The organism is Kitasatospora sp. NPDC004669, from assembly GCF_040609455.1.
In the GTDB taxonomy this organism is placed as follows: Bacteria; Actinomycetota; Actinomycetes; order Streptomycetales; family Streptomycetaceae; genus Kitasatospora.
Window position 1 is genome coordinate 1 of sequence record NZ_JBEXKB010000125.1, and the last position, 13554, is coordinate 13554.

General features: G+C 69.8%; 14 protein-coding genes and 4 pseudogenes. 8 read left to right on the forward strand and 10 right to left on the reverse strand.

All coding sequences use genetic code 11. The features are described from left to right. Window positions 1-280 precede the first annotated feature (280 nt). From ABZW30_RS44470 to ABZW30_RS44490, 5 genes are all read left to right on the forward strand, one after another. Window positions 281-475, forward strand: a complete 195-nt coding sequence (locus ABZW30_RS44470) for a hypothetical protein (RefSeq protein ID WP_355677038.1) — start codon at window positions 281-283, stop codon at window positions 473-475. A gap of 3 nt (window positions 476-478) precedes the next feature. Further along, window positions 479-655: a PQQ-binding-like beta-propeller repeat protein gene (locus tag ABZW30_RS44475; RefSeq protein WP_355677051.1), complete on the forward strand. Its 177-nt coding sequence runs from the start codon at window positions 479-481 to the stop codon at window positions 653-655. A 27-nt stretch (window positions 656-682) separates the two neighbouring features. Further along, the gene (locus ABZW30_RS44480; protein WP_355677039.1) at window positions 683-988 is read left to right on the forward strand and encodes a hypothetical protein; all 306 of its coding nucleotides are present in this window, start codon (window positions 683-685) and stop codon (window positions 986-988) included. Window positions 989-1200: 212 nt separating this feature from the next. Continuing rightward, window positions 1201-1992, forward strand: a complete 792-nt coding sequence (locus ABZW30_RS44485) for a serine protease (protein ID WP_355677040.1) — start codon at window positions 1201-1203, stop codon at window positions 1990-1992. A gap of 93 nt (window positions 1993-2085) precedes the next feature. Next, window positions 2086-3456, forward strand: a complete 1371-nt coding sequence (locus ABZW30_RS44490; RefSeq protein ID WP_355677041.1) for a M14 family zinc carboxypeptidase — start codon at window positions 2086-2088, stop codon at window positions 3454-3456. A 13-nt stretch (window positions 3457-3469) separates the two neighbouring features. Here the strand turns inward: ABZW30_RS44490 and ABZW30_RS44495 are convergent. Next, window positions 3470-3694, reverse strand: a pseudogene (locus tag ABZW30_RS44495) (helix-turn-helix transcriptional regulator); the annotation flags it as partial. A gap of 327 nt (window positions 3695-4021) precedes the next feature. Beyond that, window positions 4022-4231 (reverse strand): annotated as a pseudogene (locus ABZW30_RS44500) (aldo/keto reductase); the annotation flags it as partial. Between the two features lie 97 nt (window positions 4232-4328). On the opposite strand from ABZW30_RS44500, the gene ABZW30_RS44505 reads away from it, so the two are divergent. Together ABZW30_RS44505 and ABZW30_RS44510 are read left to right on the forward strand one after the other, a co-directional pair. Then, window positions 4329-4487, forward strand: a complete 159-nt coding sequence (locus ABZW30_RS44505) for a MerR family DNA-binding transcriptional regulator (RefSeq protein ID WP_355677042.1) — start codon at window positions 4329-4331, stop codon at window positions 4485-4487. An 11-nt stretch (window positions 4488-4498) separates the two neighbouring features. Further along, on the forward strand, window positions 4499-4720 hold the full coding sequence (locus ABZW30_RS44510; RefSeq protein WP_355677043.1) for a hypothetical protein: 222 nt from the start codon (window positions 4499-4501) through the stop codon (window positions 4718-4720). A gap of 66 nt (window positions 4721-4786) precedes the next feature. Here the strand turns inward: ABZW30_RS44510 and ABZW30_RS44515 are convergent, their stop codons facing one another. The 6 genes and pseudogenes from ABZW30_RS44515 to ABZW30_RS44540 all read right to left on the reverse strand — a co-directional run bounded on the left by ABZW30_RS44515 (window position 4787) and on the right by ABZW30_RS44540 (window position 10139). Further along, the gene (locus ABZW30_RS44515; RefSeq protein ID WP_355677044.1) at window positions 4787-5224 is read right to left on the reverse strand and encodes a hypothetical protein; all 438 of its coding nucleotides are present in this window, start codon (window positions 5222-5224) and stop codon (window positions 4787-4789) included. Further along, window positions 5187-6347, reverse strand: coding sequence for a hypothetical protein (locus tag ABZW30_RS44520; protein ID WP_355677045.1), 1161 nt, complete (start codon window positions 6345-6347; stop codon window positions 5187-5189). Before ABZW30_RS44520 ends, ABZW30_RS44515 begins: the two co-directional genes overlap by 38 nt. A gap of 365 nt (window positions 6348-6712) precedes the next feature. Then, window positions 6713-7032: pseudogene (locus ABZW30_RS44525) on the reverse strand (MarR family winged helix-turn-helix transcriptional regulator); the annotation flags it as partial. 407 nt (window positions 7033-7439) lie between these two features. Continuing rightward, window positions 7440-8687 carry an ornithine--oxo-acid transaminase gene (rocD, locus tag ABZW30_RS44530; protein ID WP_355677046.1) on the reverse strand — a complete coding sequence of 416 codons (1248 nt, stop codon included), beginning with the start codon at window positions 8685-8687 and terminating at the stop codon, window positions 7440-7442. Further along, a complete protein-coding gene (gene ddaH / locus ABZW30_RS44535; protein ID WP_355677047.1) occupies window positions 8684-9511 on the reverse strand; it encodes a dimethylargininase in 828 nt (275 codons plus the stop codon). Before ddaH ends, rocD begins: the two co-directional genes overlap by 4 nt. Before the next feature lie 124 nt (window positions 9512-9635). Then, window positions 9636-10139 (reverse strand): Lrp/AsnC family transcriptional regulator, encoded by a 504-nt coding sequence (locus ABZW30_RS44540; RefSeq protein WP_355677048.1) that lies wholly within the window; start codon window positions 10137-10139, stop codon window positions 9636-9638. Window positions 10140-10330: 191 nt separating this feature from the next. Here ABZW30_RS44540 and ABZW30_RS44545 point away from each other — a divergent pair, with 191 nt between their 5' ends. Next, entirely contained in the window at window positions 10331-11560 is a 1230-nt protein-coding gene (locus ABZW30_RS44545) for an agmatine deiminase family protein (RefSeq protein ID WP_355677049.1), read from the forward strand. 243 nt (window positions 11561-11803) lie between these two features. On the opposite strand, the gene ABZW30_RS44550 is transcribed toward ABZW30_RS44545, so the two are convergent. Together ABZW30_RS44550 and ABZW30_RS44555 are read right to left on the reverse strand one after the other, a co-directional pair. Continuing rightward, window positions 11804-12394 carry a site-specific integrase gene (locus ABZW30_RS44550; RefSeq protein ID WP_355677050.1) on the reverse strand — a complete coding sequence of 197 codons (591 nt, stop codon included), beginning with the start codon at window positions 12392-12394 and terminating at the stop codon, window positions 11804-11806. Window positions 12395-12689: 295 nt separating this feature from the next. Next, window positions 12690-13058 (reverse strand): annotated as a pseudogene (locus ABZW30_RS44555) (Arm DNA-binding domain-containing protein); the annotation flags it as partial. Between the last annotated feature and the right edge of the window lie 496 nt (window positions 13059-13554).

Sequence of the window (13554 nt, forward strand, 5' to 3'; positions counted from 1 at the left end):
TCCGTCCATCCGGGCCATCGGTATGGCACGGGAGTCTCGGCGAGGCGGCATGAGGATTTGATGAGGACCACGCGCGCCCCGGTGAGCGCTCAGCCAGACCGGATGAGCACCGGATCGCTGTCGGCGGCGCCGGCCTTCGCACGGTGCGGCAAGGGCGATCCTGTGCGGGCTCGTGACCAGTGCACGGCACGTAATCCTTGGCCGCCGTGCGCGTACTGGCAATAGAGGACAGACCCGGACGCCGCGCAGCCGTGGCGGGCACGGCCTACGTGCTCGGCCTTTGCTCAGAGCCGCCGTCCGCACGCACGCGCCGCCGCCCGAGGCGTCGGTCCGCACGCTGGGAGCCGGACTGGCGCGGGTGCCGGCCGTCGTCCACGAGGCGGGGCTCGTCCACCGCGACCTCGAGCCCTCCAACGTGCTGCTGGTCGCCGACGGGGAGCGGGTGTACTACGCCTGTCAGCAGAGCGGGTTGTAGGCCATCCGGCTCGCCGTCGGCAAGCAGCTCTGGTCCGTCGCGCCGCAGTCGGATGGGCAGAGCGGCTACAGCCCGCCGACCGTCGCCGACGGCATGGTGCACGCGACCGAGGCCGACAGCAATGTGCGCGCCTTCCGGGCGACCAGCGGGGAGGGGCTGTGGAGTTGCCAACTGTCGTAGGGCGCGGCGGCGTTGGTGCCCGCCTAGGTGGTCGACCGGACGCTGGTGGTGCCGACCGGCGGCGCCACCGGGCTGTACGCGATCGACACCGGCACCGGGCGGATTCGCCGGAGTTTCCGCAACGGCTCGAACTCGTTGGACGACTGGCTGCTTGCCGGCGATGGAGAGCGCATCATCGCCCAGCGCGGTGCCTCGGCGCTCGCGCTGCCGCCAGCCGGAGGGGTTGCGGAGCGGCGGTTTCCTGGGAGTCCGCTGGAAATTGGCACGCGCAGCCGGCATATGCCGGTCCGCCGAGCTGGGCAGTCCGGGACGGTTGCGAGGTGGGGCAATTAAATAAGTAGCGCGGGAAGTTGACCTAGCCTCAGCGGGGTTGGTTTTCTTCAGCTCGGCGGAGGAACACCCCGCCATCCCCCACCTCGCACCGCCGCACGCGCTCGGGATCTCCCCAAGGCGTTGGTTGTCATGCCTGCGACATGAGCAGGCCTGCTCAGCCCGGCGTCGGTGCAGCTACTGGCGGCCCCATACCGCCGGAAACGGAGAGAGTCGTGACGCGATTCACCCTGCCCAAGATCCTCGGCGCGACCGCCACGGCGGCAGCCCTCGCCCTGGCCGCCCCGGTGGCCAGCGCGCACGCGGCGGCCGGCCCGGACATCGTGGGCGGCGGCAGCGCCTCCCAGACGTACTCGTTCATGGTGTCGCTGCAGGACAGCAACGGGCACGAGTGCGGCGCCTCGCTGATCTCGCCGACCTGGGCGGTCACCGCGGCGCACTGCGTGGACGGCTCCAGCGCCGCCGACTTCACGGTCCGCGTCGGGTCCACGGACCGCACCAACGGCGGCGAGGTCAGCGCGGTCAGCCAGTTCATCCCGCACCCCAGCTACAACAGCGCCAGCGGCAACAACTACGACATCGCGCTGATCCAGCTCGCAACTCCCGTGCAGGCCACCCCGATCGGGATCGCCGACAGCTCGCCGGCCGTCGGCACCGCCATCCGGCTGCTCGGCTGGGGCCAGGAGCAGCCGCAGCGCGGCGCCGACAATGGCCCGGACCAGCTCAAGGAACTGGACACCTCGGTGGTCGGCTCGGGCTGCGCCGAGGGCTTCGACGCGCACAGCGAGCTGTGCGTCAACAACCCGCAGGGTCCGGACGGCAGCAACCAGGGGGCCTGCTACGGCGACTCGGGCGGTCCGGCGGTCGCCCAGGTGGCCGGTGCGTGGCGGCTGGTCGGCGCCACCAGCCGGGCCGGCAGCGCCGACTCCACCTGCGCCGTCGCGCCGTCGATCTACACGGACGTGACCGCGTACCGGGACTTCATCCGTAGCAACGCCGGGATCTGAGTCCGAGTCGATCGGGGCGGGGCCTGCCGAGCGGTGGGCCCCGCCCTTCGCCATCACCACCCACAAGCACACCCCCACACGAAAGGCCAGTCCATGCCCAGGAAGCGCCGCGCGGCTTATGCCGTGGCCGCGGCCGCCGTGCTCGCCGTCACCGTCCCGTCCGCCGTCGCGCCGGCCGCCGCCGGTGCCCCCCACCCCCGGCCGGCGTCCGCGGCCCACTACGTGTACCGGATCACCACCCACAGCTCCACGGACGCCGAGACGCTGCTCAGCGCCGGCTTCGACGTGCTCGAACGCCGCGCAGGCGACAACCTGTTCGTGCTCGGCGACGCGGCCGCGCAGCAGCGGCTGCAGGAGTTCGGCTTCGCGCCCGCCGTCACCCAGACGCTGCCCGCCGCCCCGGCGCTGCGGCCGAACGCGGCCTCGGCCGCCGACGGCACCTACGACGGCGGTTACCACACCGTGGACGCCCACTACGCGCACCTGGACCAGGCCGCCGCGCAGCACCCCGACCTGGCCACCGTGGTCACGTACGGCCAGTCCTGGCGCAAGCAGGCCGGTCAGGGTGGGCGCGACCTCAAGGCGATCTGCATCACCAAGCGCCAGCAGGGCGACTGCGCGCGCAACCCCCAGTCGGCCAAGCCCCGGTTCTTCCTGATGAGCCAGATCCATGCCCGCGAGCTGTCCACCGGGGAGCTGTCCTGGCGTTGGATCGACTACCTGACCAACGGCTACGGCAGCGACCCGGACGTCACCGCGCTGCTGGACTCCACCGAGCTGTGGGTGGTGCCGATCGCCAACCCGGACGGCGTGGACATCGTCGCGCAGGGCGGCGACAACCCGAACCTTCAGCGCAAGAACGCCAACGACGGCAACGGCAGCGGCTGCGGCACCAGCGGGCAGATCGGCGTGGACCTCAACCGCAACGCCAACAGCCACTGGGGGACGTCCGGTTCCTCCACCCAGCCGTGCGACGAGACCTACCTCGGGCCGAATCCCGACTCGGAGGCCGAGAACACGGCGCTGGAGGGCCTGTTCCGCGACCTGTACCCGGCGGTGCGCGGCTCGGGCGACACCGACCCGGCGCCGCTGGACACCCGCGGCATCATGATCACCATGCACAGCGACGCCAACATGGTGATCTTCCCGTGGGCCCACGACCACGCCGTGCACACCGGGAACGACAGTCAACTGCGGGCGATGGCCGGGCAGTTGGGCTCGATCACCGGCTACCAGTACGGGCAGGCCGGGGAGATCCTCTACGACGCCTCCGGCGGGACCGACGACTGGATCTACGACAAGCTCGGCACCGCTGCCTTCACCATCGAGGTCGGCGACAGCGACGGCCGCGGCTGCGACGGCTTCACGCCGCCCTACAGCTGCCAGGACAGCTACTTCTGGCCGAAGTTGAAGCCGGCCCTGCTGTACGCCGCGCAGCACGCGGCGGCACCGTACCGGGGCTGAGCGCAGCCGGATGCTAAGGGGCGGGCTCGCCGGGGCCAGCGGCCAGGACCTCGGCGAGCCCGTGGCGGTTCGGCGCGCCGAGCTTGCGCAGGACGCGGGCCACGTGCTGCTCGACGGTGCGCGGGGAGAGGCAGAGCAGCTCCGCGATCGCGCGGTTGCTGCAGCCGGCGGCGACCAGTTCGGCGACCTGACGCTCGCGCGGGGAGAGCTGGATACCGTAGGACGGGCGCCCGGGGCGGCCCTGGGGGCACGGCAGGGCGACGGCGTCCGGGCGTGGTTGCGGCTGGGAGGGCGGGCTCATGAGCCCGTATGGTGCACCCGGACGGAGCGGCGTCGACACCCGCAGAACGGCGGGGGCGGCCCCCGCCGACCTGCGGCCGGGAAGCGTTCCCGCCCTCGGCCCCCACTTGATTCGGTATTGAACGTGGGGCTGGGCCGTCCAGTTGTGAAGCGTTCGCGCCGCACCGTGCCCTCAAGGCCGCCTTCGGCATCGCTTCGCGACGAGCTGGGCTCACTCACCCTTCACCGCACGCCCCGGCCGTGGTGCCGGCGGGCTACCGGGCGGACCGCGCAGGGCCTTGCCGACGATCTCCTCCGACGCCCCGGCCGAGTATATGTCGGCGGTGTCGACGAAGTTGACACCGGCGTCCAGTGCGGTGTGGATGACGCGGACGAACTCGTCATGGTCGGGATTGCCCACGACGCCGAACATCATGGTGCCCAGGCAGTGGACGCTGACCTCCATGCCGGTGCAGCCGAGAAAGCGGTAACGCATGGTGATGCTCCCAGGAAGGACGGGGAAACGGGCTCTTGCTCGTCCACCGCACCCCAGGAGCTAGACCTGACTCCAGCTCAAGTCCCATTCTGAGCCCGTGGATGATTTGCAGCAGAACCGGACCGGCGGCGAAGTCGCCGCGCGTACCGGACTGAGCATGGACAACCTGCGCTTCTACGAGCGCGAGGGCATCCTGGCCAATCCGGTACGGCGCGGCGCCGGGGGGGCTACGCCGAGGAGTACGTCGACTGGCTGACCCTCTGCATCGTGCTGCGCTCGTCCGGCATGCCCATCCCCGCGATCCGTCGCTACACCGAACTGGCCTGCGGGGGCGACACCACCGCAGCCGACCGGCTGGCGCTGCTGCGCGAACACCGGGCCCTGGCGCTCGTGCGGATCGCCGCACTCCACCGCTGCCTCGACCTGGTCAACCACAAGGTCGCCGTCTACGAGGACTACCTGGGGGACCCGGCTGCCGGACCGGCCTGAAACGGGACGACGGAAGAGGGGTACAGCGCCCGTTCGAGCGCTGTACCCCTCGTTCGCCGGGGTGTGTCAGGAGACGGTGACGACGTCGTAGTAGGTGTGGGTCGGGTCACCCGGGTTGGCGTCGTCGTGGTTGGCGAGGGTCAGTGTGTAGCTGTGGCCGGGGGTGACGGAGGCGGTGGCGTTCTGCCAGCCGGCGCCCAGGGCGCAGGTGTCGGCCAGGACCGTCGTGGTGGTGCCGGTGGTGTTGTCGGTCAGGGTGGCCGAGGCCCAGTCGTACTGGACGGTGTCGTTGCAGGTCACGTTGTACCAGAAGGAGGGCGTGCTGCTGCCGGCCGGAGCCGTGAAGGTCTGGGTGACGGACGAGTCGGAGCTCGGGTCGGTCGAGCCGACCTGGACGCCGTAGCTGCCGGTGTGGGCCGCCGCGGTGGTGACCTGGGTGCTGCCGGCGGAGGTCCAGCCGGTCAGGTTACCGGTCTCGAAGTCGCCGTTGGGTGAGGGAACCACCGCCGTCGGAACCGCCGTTGGTGACGATCGGGTGCGAGATCTCACAGCCGCCCGCACCGTTGTTGAAGTCGTTCGACCAGGTGGACTGGACGGCGAAGGTACCGGTGGTCAGGGTGATGTTCTGCGTGGCGCCCTGGCCGGTCTTGATCCAGGCGCACTTGTCGCCGTTCTCCTCGCCGCTCGCGTCGAGCCAGCCACCGCTCTGCGGGACGGGGTCGCTGCCGTTGGGCGAGTAGGGGTGCTGGTCGGTGATGGTCTCGGCGTACTCGTGGCCCTCGACGATGGTGACGCCGTCGAGGGTGCCCGCGCTGCCGGCGTTGACGGAGTTGGCGCCGCAGTTGGAGCCCTGGTCCGGTATGTAGGGCAGGTTGGTGAAGGTCACCGGACCGTAGGGGGAGTTCACCGGGCCGCCGCTCAGCGCGTTGTCGCCGGTGAAGTCGTGCCAGGCGCAGAAGCCGCTGCTGCCGTAGCCGTCGGGGTGCGTGCCGCGGGGCGAGACCACGACGTACTGGACGTTGCGATTGGACGCGGTGTCGGTGTTGCCGAAGTGTGCGGCCGCGCTGACGGCCTCCTGGCCGATCTGGTTGCCGTTGGCCTGGTCGGGGGCGGCGGAGGAGCCGTCGACCCAGACGCCGGCCAGCGCGCCGTCGGTCGGGTAGCCGATATGGGTGTCGGTGGGCGCGCAGGTGGTGGCGCCCTTGGCGATGCCCTCGCAGTACTGGGTCATCACGCCCGACCAGGTCTCGCCGCCGGTGCCGAGGCCCTTGAAGAACTCCTGCAGCACGGGCGCCATCCCGGAGCGGTCGCCCGCCAGCGTGGTGTCACCGTTGGCATCGGTGCCGCTCGCGCCCCACTGGGAGCCCCAGAAGACCAGGTGGACCTTTGGGGCGCCGGAGGTCACGCCGACGCCGTCGGTGCCGCCGTAGTACTGGAGGTTGCTGGACGCGGCCGCCGCGGTGCCACTCGAGTGCTTGGCATGGCCGACGCCGCGCGTCGGGACCGTGCCGTGCCGGTAGGGGTGGCCCTGGGCGGGGTCGGGCAGGGACGCGGTGCCGGCCTGCGCCGGGGAGGCGGCCGCTGCGATGGTGCCGGCAGCGAGCGCCAGCGAAGCGAAGCCGGTCACGGCTGTCAGTCGTGCGGAGCGGGCGGTGGGGGACTTACCCATGGTGAAGGTGCCTCTCGTTGAATCCGCGGAATGGGTCGGACCGGCAGCTATTTGAATGCGAAGGAAAAATGTGAGACATCCCGTGGCAGGAGCTGATTGAGCGTCACGGGGTGGGGGTGCCTTGCCGGTCGGTCACGGCGTGAAGCAAACCAGACGTGACGAACTGCGGTCGACAGGAAGTGATCAGGAAAATTTAAGGAAGCTGTCAGGTTGATTACTCGCTGAATGGAATTCTGAACCGAATAGCGGACGCTGGTTCAGTCCACAAGGTGCTCGAGCAGGTTGAGCAGGGTGCTGCGCTCTGTTTCGGAAATGTGCGACTAGCAGGTCGCCAGCACCTTGTCGGCGACCTTGTGTCCGGCAACGAGGACCTGTTCGCCCGAGGGGGTGAGGTGGTGCTCGATCCGGCGCCGTGGCCGGACAGGCGCTCGATCAGGCCCTGGGCGACAAGGCGACCGTCGAGCGTGCCGAAGGCCTGATCGGTCTGGAAGGTCGCGGCGGCCAGTGCGCGGGCCGAGGCGTCGGGTGAGCGGCTGATCGCACGGAGGGCGTCCCACTGGGCGAGCGTCGTGCCGATGGCCGAGAGGGCGCTGTCGAGTGCCCGGTGCTGCCGGTACTGGGCCTGCTTGACGGCCCTTCACAGCGACTGTGCTGCGGTCTGTGATCACGACCGGCTCGCTGCCCCGACACGACGATGGACAGGGTTCTGGGGGTAGGCCCGCTCGGGTGCTCCACGGTGGCGGGGGGCCTGCCACCGTCGCCGGACTCGGCGGGCACCTCGCCCGGACCATGCGCACCCTCACAACCATCCTCGCCCTCGCCGACGAACCCGACACCGACGTCGGCACCGAGGAGGGCACGCCGGCCCCGTCCTGCCGGACCAACAGGACCCGGTAGAGCGCGTCGAGCGGACGGGTGCGCCCTGCGTAGCCCCGGTTGCTCCGCCCCCGCACTCCCCGGCCAGCTGCCTGTGACCACGCAGGTCTTGGTCCCCGTCATGGGGTGGCCGGTGGGCGTGGTGAGGGTTTTCCGGGGCACCGGCGGTCTGCGCTAGCTGCTCTGCCCGAGCACCTTTTCCAGGGACGCGAGGGCCGAGTCCAGTTCCTCGCGCGTGATCGTCAGGGGCGGGGCGAGGCGGATCGTGGCACCGTGGGTGTCCTTGACCAGGACGCCCTCGTCCATGAGCCGTTCGCTGATCTCACGGCCCGTCGCGATGGCCGGATCGATGTCCACGCCCGCCCAGAGCCCACGCGCCCGGAAGCCCGTGATCCCCCGCCCGGCCAGAGCGGCCAGGCCGGTGCGTAGTACCTCGCCCAGCTCGGCCGCACGGCGCTGGAACTCCCCGGTGGCCAGCAGGTCGACGACGGCCGAACCGACCGCCGCAGCCAGGGGGTTGCCACCGAAGGTGGAGCCGTGCTCGCCCGGGCGCAGCACGCCGAGGACCTCGCGGCGGGCGAGGACTGCGGAGACCGGGACGATGCCGCCGCCAAGGGCCTTGCCGAGGAGCAGGACGTCCGGTACGACGGATTCGTGGTCGACGGCCAGGGTGCGGCCGGTGCGGCCCAGGCCGGACTGGATCTCGTCGGCGATGAACAGACAGCCCGCACGCCGGGTCAGGTTGCGGACGCCGGTGAGGTATCCGTCGTCCGGGATGACCACGCCAGCCTCGCCCTGGATGGGTTCGATCAGCACGGCCGCCGTCGTCTCGTCGATGGCTGCTTCGAGCGCGGCGAGGTCGTTGAAGGGGACGACGCGGAAGCCCGGGGTGAAGGGGCCGAATCCGGCCCGGGCCGTGTCGTCGCTGGAGAATCCCACGATCGTGGTCGTGCGGCCGTGGAAGTTCTCGGCGGCCACGACGATCGTCGCCTGGTCCCTGGCCACGCCCTTGACCTCGTACGCCCATTTGCGAGCGACCTTGATGGCGCTCTCCACCGCCTCGGCGCCGGTGTTCATCGGTAGCACCATGTCGAGGCCGGTCAGTTGGGCCAGCCCCTCGGCAAAGCCGGCGAGGCGGTCGTGGTGGAAGGCCCGCGAGGTGAGGGTGAGCCGGTCGAGTTGGTGGTGCGCGGCCGCAGTCAGCGCCGGATGGCGGTGGCCGAAGTTGAGGGCCGAGTAGCCGGCCAACAGGTCGAGGTAGCGGCGGCCTTCGACGTCCTCGACCCAGGCGCCCTCGGCCCGGGCGATGACCACGGGCAGGGGGTGGTAGTTGTGCGCGAGGACCGGCGCTTCCGCCCTGATCAGCTCGGCCGACGAGTGCGGTGCGGGGGTGGTCCGGCGGGTTCTCGTGGGGGTGGTCATGCGCGGATCTCCTGGGTGCAGCACTTGATGCCTCCGCCGGCCTTGTGGAACTCCGACAGATCGACGGGGACGGGAACGTATCCGTGGTCGGCGAGCCGACCGATGAGGCCTTCGGCCTGTGGGGCGACGAAGACGTGGCGTCCGTCCGAGACGGAGTTGAGGCCGAACGCCAGGGCGTCGTCCAGGGTGGCGATCACCGCGTCCGGGTAGAGGCGCTCCAGTGTCGCGCGGCCTTCGCGGGAGAACGCGTCCGGGAAGTAGGCGATGTTCTGGTCGTCCAGGACGAACAGCGCGGTGTCCAGGTGGTAGAAGCGGGGGTCCACCAGGTGCAGGCTGATCGTCGGCAGGCCGAAGAACTGCTGCACCTCGTGATGGGCCGCCGTGGTCGTCCGGAAACCCGTGCCCGCCAGGATGAAGGGGCCTGCCGGTGCGAGGTCGCCCTCGCCCTCGCACACCGCTTCCGCCTCGGTGACGTCAAAGCCCGCTGCCTTGAACCAGCTCCCGTACGCGACGGACTCGGGCTGGCGCTGGGGAGCGTGGAACCGGGAGCCGAAGACCCGGCCGCCCAGGACCAGGGCCGCGTTGGCCGCGAACACCATGTCGGGCAGTCCCTCTACCGGGTCAACTGTCTCCACGGTGTGACCGTGCTCGCGGTAGGCGCGGATCAGCGCTTCCCACTGGGCGCGGGCGAGGGCGCTGTCGACCTGGGTGTCTTCACGCATCCACGGATTGATGGCGTACCGCACGTCGAAGTGGGTGGGTTCGCAGGCCAGGTAGCGCCGGGGGCGCACGCGGTTCGTGAACGCAGCGCGGCTCGTGGGCACAGAGGGGTCCTCCGCTTCCAATGAGTGACGATCAGGGGATGCCTCAACGGTAGGAACCCACTGCGCCGCACGACAAGGCGCAATGGCTGCTCGAATGCGCTGGAACGCTGCGTGATGTCGGCGATCAACGCACGTTCGTTGCGTCCCGAGGTGCTGTCTGGCCGATCCCGGCTTCCGGGCTCTCCGGCAGCAGGTGGGTCAGCACCAGGCAGCTGATCGTCTTGCGGACGAACGGCGCGCTCCTGATCCGTTCCAGCACCTCCTCGAAGTGCTCGACGTCGGTGGCCCGGACGTGCAGGAGTGCGTCGGCGGCGCCAGTCACGGTCATGGCAGCCGTGATCTCAGGGTGGTCGCGCACGACTTCCGCGAGGCGCCTGGGCGGCGCGGCGCTGTCGCAGTACACCTCCACGTAGGCCTCCGTGCGCCAGCCGAGGGCAGCGGGTCTGACTGTGGCGCTGAAGCCGGTGATCACGCCGTCCTTCCGCATCCTGTCGACCCGGCGCTTGACCGCGCTGGCCGACAGGCCGACCGCCGCGCCGATTTCGGCGAAGCTGGCCCTGGCGTTGTCGATCAGGGCGGTGACGATCTTGCGGTCCAGGTCGTCGAACGGTGCTGCTTGGCTGGTCATCGCGGGTTATTCCCTCTCTTCGGCGGGCGTTCGGCCCCGAAGATAGCCGGAACAAGATGACGGCGTGGCTGCCCGGCGACCGGAGGTCCGGCGTCTCCTTGGTGCCGCCGGGAACTGACGTAACGTCAGATCGGCGTCTTCGCACTACCGTCCTCACCAAAATCTCATGGAACGCACGCCAGCATGCCGCCATGACGAACGCAAAGCACAGTGTGAAAGCTGTTTCCGGAGCGATAGTCGCCCTGGCCCTCACCCTCGGGCTCGCTCCCCAGGCGGTGGCGGCGGAGTCGGCTCCAGTAGCCGACGGCACTATCCGGATCGATGGGCCGGAATTCGCCCGGCCGAGCGGCCCGGTCACCGCCGGCCGGCGCCAGGGCCGCGCGAGCACCCCGATCGACGACCTCGACGCGGAGCGTCAGAAGCGCCCGGAGATCTACGGGTTCACCCCACTGCCCACCGATGTGGCCGTCGTCCCGGGCGAGTTCGAGCCGGTGGGCCAGACCCTCATCGCCTGGACGATCAACGACGACACCGACTCGACGACGCGGACGTACTTCATCGACCTGATCCGGGCGGTGAGCAGCAACTCGCGGACGCTCGTGGTCGGCGGCTACGCGGGCGCGGCGCAGCACGCCCGCACAACGCTGACCCAGGCGGGCGTCGACACCTCGAAGATCGAGTTCATGGAGCGCAACCTGGACTCCTGGTGGATGCGTGACTACGGCCCGATTGCGGCCCGGCGCACCGACGGCAGCAAGCGCTTCATCCACACCCGCTACTACCAAGACCGGCTGAACGACGACGCGCTCGCCACCGGCCTGGCGAACCAGTGGAATATACCGATCTCGCGGCCCAAGTTGGAGTCCGAGGGCGGCAACTTCCAGTCCGACGGCGCGGGCGGCTGCATCGTCACCAACGACGTCCTCAACCGCCCGCTGAACCTCACCAACCAGCTGACTGCGGCCGACCTACGCGACATGTTCGGCAAGCTCTACGGCTGCCGAACGACGACCATCCTCGACCCGATCAAGGGTGAGGGCACTGGCCACGTGGACATGTTCGCGACCTTCACCGGCAAGCGGGACGTGCTGGTCGGCGCGTACGACCCGAAGGACGACCCTGAGAACGCCAAGGTGCTGGACGGCAACGCCGACCGGCTCACCGCCGCCGGTTACCAGGTCCACCGGATCCCGATGCCCGGCCACGGCGACGACACGTACCGCTCCTACACCAACTCCCTGGCCGTGAACGACGCCGTTCTGGTGCCCGTCTACACCGACGACACCGCTCACGAGCGGGAGGCAATGGACGCGTACCGGGCCGCTTACCCCAACCGGAAGATCGTGCCGATCGACGCCACCTCGATCATCAAGTCCGCCGGCGCGATCCACTGCACCACCATGACGATCTCGAAGCTTTGAGTGGGCGTTTAGGGACGGGTTGCGACGAGTGTTTTGATCACTTTTGCCGTATTTGTCGCCAAGGTACATACCGCGAAATGTCCGGAAGCTCCGCATTGGCTGGAACATTTCCCTCTATTGCTAAACCAGGCGGAATCCAGCGTCGAGAAGCGGATCAAACGGTCACGCAGGTTGGCATCTGGAAGGCGACGAAAGTGAACGTAAGGTGCGAATCATGCCGATGATGTTGGCCATCGAGGCAACTTAGCATCGCAAACCATCCCTAAACGTCCTTTCAGACCCTGTCCGCGTCACACGCTGCTGTACGTCTGCCTGATCGAGGGCGGCCGAGCGAGCCTTGACGGCCTCGTCGGCGGAGTCCTTGAGCAGGTGGCCGTAGAGGTTGATGGTGATGGCGAGGGTGGCGTGGCGCAGGGTCTTGGAGGCGATGGCGATGGGGATGCCTTCGGCGATCATGATGCTGGCGGCGGTGTGGCGCAGGTCGTGCAGGCCGATGCGGGGGAGGCCGAGTTCGGCGGTGCGCTTGCGGAGCTGGTCCAGGACCCACTGCGGGCGCAGGGGTGTGCCGTCGGGGCGGGCGAAGACGAGGCCTTCGAGGCGGCCTTCCGGGTGCGCGGCCATCTGGAAGGCGGCCTGGCGGTGGAGGGCGGCCATGACTCTGGGGGAGAGGCTGATCCAGGCCCTACTGGCTTCGGTCTTGGGCCCCCCGAGGTGGATCTTCCCGTTGTCGATGGCGGCGAGGGTCCAGCGGACGTAGAGCTTGCGGTCCATAAGGTGGACGTCGGACCAGTGGAGGGCGAGGATCTCGCCGCGGCGCATGCCAGTGCCGAGCATGACCTCGAACAGGTCGGTGAGCTGGTCGGCGTACTGCTCGGCGCCGTGGCGCAGGAAGGCCGCGGCCTCGCCGGGGGTCCAGCAGGCGCTCGGCGGCGCAGGGACGGGGCGGGACGGAGTGCTTGGCCGGGTTGTAGCGCAGCCCCCAGGTGCGGACGGCGGCGTTCAGCGCGTTGCGCAGGGTGGAGACGATCCGGTGAACGGTGACCTTGCCGCGCTTGGCCCCGCGCTGGGCGGCGATCCAGCGCGCGATGTGCTTGGGACGCAGGTCGGGGAGCCGGTAGCGGCCGAAGGCGGGGATCAGATCCCGTTCGACGCACGCCTCGTAGCCGGCGCAGGTGTTCGGCGCGAGCTCCTCCTTCTTCACCGCAAGCCACTGCCGCAGGAAACCCGCCACCGTGACCCGGCGGTCCTCGTACACCCCGCGCAGCTCGCCGTCCAGCACCGCCCTCATCTCCCGGGCCGCCTCCGCGCGGCTGGCGAACCCGCCCCGCCGACGGGTCTTCCGCTTCCCGTCCTCCGGGGCCAGGTCGACGCAGTACGTCCACGACCCGTGACCCGCCTCCTCCAACAACCGCACACACCACGGACCCAACTGCCTCCCATGCCCGTCCGAACAACCACACCGCCGGTACACCCGACCGCGCTGCGCACGCTGTCCCATGAGCTTCCCCTTCTCTTGGACTGGTGGTGCCTCTGGGGCAAGAGTGGCTGCCGTGCCGGGTGTGGCGGCAGAGCGTGCGGGGCGGTGCGCGAAGCACTCAGAACCAGACGGCGAAGACACGCTCAAGACGACACACCGCCCGGAAGATCACGATCCGTAGCCAGTGGGTAAGCGACCGTGATCCGTCCGCAGGCGTCGGAGCCGCGTGCCGGCCAGCGCCCTCGACACAGCGGCTGTTGGGATCGCACGGTGGAGCTTGCTGAAGGGTCGACAGTTCTCGGTCGCCGGCAGTAGCTGCGGCGGGGTGGCCAGCCTGGGGACCATTCTGGGACCACGCGGGATGAGCGCTCATGGACGCTGATGGGCGAAAACGGGCTCTTGTGCTGGATCTGTGGGTCGGGTCATGTGAGTTGGCGTCGGGGCAGGGTGGGGCGGTTGCCGCCGAGGCAGAGCATGACGAGGGCGATGACGGCCTCGGCGGAGCGAAAGCCGAAGC